Below are 4,344 nucleotides of genomic sequence, written 5' to 3' on the forward strand. Positions count from 1 at the left end.
GGGTCGGACCACGTTTGCGTGGTCCGACCCCACCCGCAGGTGGCGCATCGCCCTGAACGGGCCTAGTCAGGCGCTACTTTCGGGGTTCCGGGCGGAGCTTCGACAGCCCCTTGATCGCCCCGTAGCCGAGGGCGGCAAGCCCGGCTGCGGCACCCGCCGCGAGCCACTGGCCGTCGACGAACTGCCAGATACCGGTCCCGGTCAGCCCTACCTGTACCGCACCAACGAGGGTCTGGCCGCCGGTGATCCACCGGTTCTTCGTACGGCGGTCGCCCTCCTCACGCTCCACGCACTTCGCGCACTCGGCAGGGGGCATCACTGATGCTGTCATCTACTTGCTCACTTACGTGTAGTTAGTTGTGACGACGGACTTGGCGGTGCTCACGCGGAGGGCCGGCATCTGGCAGCAGGGCTGTCAGGTCGTAGTTGCCGACACCGCGAGTGGTGCTCCACGGATATTACGCGCCTCGTACTGCCAGACGACGGAGAGTCGAGCACCTGGACCACACCGTAGCCGACCCCGGCGGCCATGAGTTGGCAGTGTCGCGGCAAACCCTTCGCGGTCACCCGGGCGATGACCTGCATCCATAACGCACTATGGAACTTACCCAATAAACAAATTTAACTGAATCTCCATCCCGGTTTCCCATACCTCAGGAAACAGCCCCAGATCACCAAATTCGCCACCATCACTTTGGGCAACAAAAACAGAACGCCGCGCAAGCGTGGCGCCAATATTGCTGAATCGCTTTCGACGTTCGAGCCCCCGGCCCGCATGGGCAATATCGCGATCGCGAGTGTCCGTAAATCTTCTTCATCATTCCAGATTTTCCTAGCCCACCACCCCGAACCGGGTTTACTGTAAGAGTGTCATTTGGGGGCTGCTGAACACCCGAAGTCAGTTAGAAAACATCGGATCTAGGTATTAGGCATTTCAAGGTGATTCGTTGAGGTGCTCATCACCCGTACCGAAGTGAAGCACTCGATGCCCGATGAGCCTTGATCGAACCAGTCTTCACGGCTCGGCAAGCCGGTCCGTACCAGTACCCGAACGGCAGTTCCGACCGCTTCTTGGCGGTGGACGGCGAGCTCAGCGGGTCCACAACCTGTTACGCGACAAAATACCCGCGTCCTCGCGGCCGCAGTGCAGAGCCGACCGCGGCCCTGCTCGGCAGGCGGAGCATCAAGATCCCAGCATGTTTTGTCATGAACGCGACTATCTTGTTTGAGGTAGGCTCAACCGTCGAGGAGTCGGTCCTGCCTGACTGAAGTCATCAAGGACGGTACTCTCGTGCTGGAGCTCTCTTCGTTTGTTGTTGTGACGACGGCAGGCAAGCAGTGCTCACGCGGAGGGCCCCGGTTGGGAGAGCGCTGTCGTAGGCGCCATCCTCCGGGGCCTCTGCTCTATCCCACCACTGGCCCATCCTTGTCGGCCAGCGCAGGACCGGGTCTGGGCAGCTTCAGCAGCTGTCTTACATCCTCCTTTGCCAGGCCAGCGTGGTGGCGTCTGATGGGCCTGATGCCAGCGTCGTTCGGGTAGCCCCCGTGACAGCATCTTCCACGACGGATGCCAGGCCCGCTCCAACTTGTCGTGCGAGTGCCATTAGGGCTGGCTATAACCAGTGCTGCAGATTCACAGTGGCGGTACTGGTAGGCGGGCCAGCTGTAGCGCATGAGGCCCTGACCCTGGGCCGCCCCACCGCGCTCCGACCGGCCGGTACCGTCGGCGCAGCGCGGCAAGCAGGCGCCTAGAACCAGGGATGCTGCTCTCCCGGCTCGTAGCGGTCCAGGTCTTCCGGGTTGAGTTCGTAGACGTTGCGGCTACGAAAGTGATCCTCGAACAGTCCTTGGTGGACAGGCCGCCGGCGTACCGACACAAGCTGATGCTGCGCAAGTTCGTTGAGGCCCTTGCGCCGGGTCTCGTCGCTCAGGTCGTACCGCTCCCGGCCGATCCGCGGGGACAGCCACACAGTCTTGTCCTCGCCGCGCCGCTCGTGCAGAAGCACCAGGTACATGGCGACCGCAGCGCCGGACAGGTCGCTGATCCAGCCCTTGGTCCACAGTCCCGCGGGCAGCTGCACGTAGAGGTGTTCTTCCCTCTGCGCCTTGACGGCCAGGCGTTTCATGGCGAGGCCGGGTGCCTGGTAGGGGCGGCCGGTGCCTGCGTCACTGAGCAGGTGGATCGCAGACGATGCGCCCTGCCGGTGCTGGAGGCGCACGAAAGCCTGCTCATCGAGCCAGCGAAGGGCCTGCTGCACCCGCCGGGCTCCCGCAGTGTCAGGGCTGTCGAAACCCAGCAGCCGGGCCCACTGATGGGCCGGGTACTCAAAGCGAGGCGCGTCGTCGTTGCGGGACAGCCACAACAGCGACAGGTACAGCCTCAGCCGGGCAGCACCGCCCTTGCCTCCTCCTCCGCGCAGAAGCCTCGCCAGCGGCGGAGGGTCTTCCTCAGGGCCGCCACGGGCGATGAAGCGGTACCGGACAGCAGCACTGCGCGCACCGCCGGCTCGAGTCTTTGCCTGCTGCGCCGCCTGACGCTGCTCGATTTGAGGACCCTCAGCATTGCTTTGAGGACTCTCAGCATTTCGCCGCCAAAAGTCGTCTGAAGTTTCCACGTTCCCTCGTTGGCCCAGATAGTCAATTACGTAGCATCAGCACAAGCGTAGGTCATACACCGCTGTAAACGTAGGGGTTAGTTGGCTGTAAGACTCATTCGTGCTGGCTCTGCCGGGGGGTGAACAGGCGCTAAAAGCAGCACCGTTGCGTCGTAAGCTCGCGCCGTACTACGATTTTGGCACGCCAAGGCGGCCACCCGACACGGAGCGGCAAGGTCAGTTGCACCAGAGGGACCGGGCACCGAGGCAAGCGATCGAGAGCGGGAGGCACCATGCGGGCCAGTGGCAAGAGGGGCTGACACCCCTTTGGTATCCGCGTCTCACGGTCCCCCTGGTACGGGACCGACCGTCACTGTTCGCGAGAAGGGGCGCCCCCAGGGCGCCCCTTCTTCATGCCTGCCGAGACTCCGGCCTGATGCCTGGACCGGCCTGCGCCCTACGGCAGCTTGAACGTTCACCGTTCAGGCAGACCGCGCAGCAACTGGCGCAACCTGGGCCGCTGGTGCACAGGCGGCAGGCAGGGTTCGCTGCGTGCAGGCAGCGCCGGCCAGGACCGCTACGACAGCGAACGCTGCGAAACCAACACCCCCACAGCCGAGTCCGACCCAGACCTGCCTACGGCTGCCCGCTGGGCGGCGGGGCATCAGGGTGCACGGTGTCCAGCGCGGCGGTCCCGACCGGCCCGTACGGGACACCTCCGCTCGCGCGGAGAGAACGTGTTGATCGTCGTAAACGACGACCCGAACGCCGGGACACCTCCGCTCGCGCGGAGAGAACGCCTTGGGGGTGGTCACCGCCGGCGGCTTGGGCGGGTCACCTCCGCTCGCGCGGAGAGAACACCACGTTGGCGTGGGGTTTCGACACGGCAGCCGGGACACCTCCGCTCGCGCGGAGAGAACCTGGTCCGACAACAAGGTTGGCCAGGCCATGGCGGGACACCTCCGCTCGCGCGGAGAGAACGTACCGATCGCCTTCTTGACGTTGTCCCAGACCGGGACACCTCCGCTCGCGCGGAGAGAACGCGATGCCGTCGACCATCCCGTCCCATCCGGCCGGGACACCTCCGCTCGCGCGGAGAGAACGTCGTTGCTGCCGCGCGGCCGATGGCCGGCGGCGGGACACCTCCGCTCGCGCGGAGAGAACAGACCCCCGGCCCCCGGCACCACCTGAGCGGCCGGGACACCTCCGCTCGCGCGGAGAGAACCCCAGGTACAGGCCGATGAGTACGGCCGTGTACGGGACACCTCCGCTCGCGCGGAGAGAACGCTTCGCGACCTGCGGTTCTATAGGCCCTTTGCGATTTCTTGACTTGCGGTGGCGTGTTGGAAGGCTATGAGGGTGAGGCCGTCGAAGTCGAGGGGGTCGCGTCGTTGGGGGCCAGCGGTGTGGAGGGTGAAGCCCTGTTCGTTGGCTGCAGGGTAGGCCAGGACGGCGCTGCCGTCGGTGAGGCAGGAGGTGAGGCTGTTCCAGAGTTCGGTGCGTACGCGGGCGGAGAGCGTGCCGATGTAGAGGGTGGGGGTGACTTCGAGGAGCCAGCGGGTCAGAGCACCGCGGAGGTGATCGGGGACAGCGGTGGCGGAGATGACGGTCATGGCGGGCACGGCGGGGTGGGCCTTTCGTCGTCAGTCTGCGGGAGCGTGGTTGGTGCCGCCGGGGACGGGGCCGGTGACGGGGTCCCAGAGGTCGACCAGTTCTTCGTCAAGTTCCTCGTCGTCGGGGCGGGTGGGAG

At 65.2% G+C, this 4,344-nt stretch carries 3 protein-coding genes and 1 CRISPR repeat array; all 3 genes read right to left on the bottom strand.

Annotated elements, in window-relative coordinates:
- Positions 1-73: 73 nt before the first annotated feature.
- The 3 genes from FNH09_RS44905 to cas2e all read right to left on the bottom strand — a co-directional run bounded on the left by FNH09_RS44905 (position 74) and on the right by cas2e (position 4,216).
- Positions 74-331, bottom strand: a complete 258-nt coding sequence (locus FNH09_RS44905; protein ID WP_152895634.1) for a DUF1206 domain-containing protein — start codon at positions 329-331, stop codon at positions 74-76.
- A gap of 1,417 nt (positions 332-1,748) precedes the next feature.
- The gene (locus FNH09_RS44910) at positions 1,749-2,615 is read right to left on the bottom strand and encodes a hypothetical protein (protein WP_152895635.1); all 867 of its coding nucleotides are present in this window, start codon (positions 2,613-2,615) and stop codon (positions 1,749-1,751) included.
- A 687-nt stretch (positions 2,616-3,302) separates the two neighbouring features.
- Positions 3,303-3,880: direct repeats of the CRISPR family, unit length 29 nt; unit sequence CGGGACACCTCCGCTCGCGCGGAGAGAAC.
- Between the two features lie 18 nt (positions 3,881-3,898).
- Entirely contained in the window at positions 3,899-4,216 is a 318-nt protein-coding gene (cas2e, locus tag FNH09_RS44915) for a type I-E CRISPR-associated endoribonuclease Cas2e (RefSeq protein WP_162470064.1), read from the bottom strand.
- Positions 4,217-4,344: the final 128 nt, after the last annotated feature.

Origin of the sequence: Streptomyces adustus, assembly GCF_009377175.1 — a bacterium.
Taxonomy (GTDB): domain Bacteria; phylum Actinomycetota; class Actinomycetes; order Streptomycetales; family Streptomycetaceae; genus Streptomyces; species Streptomyces adustus.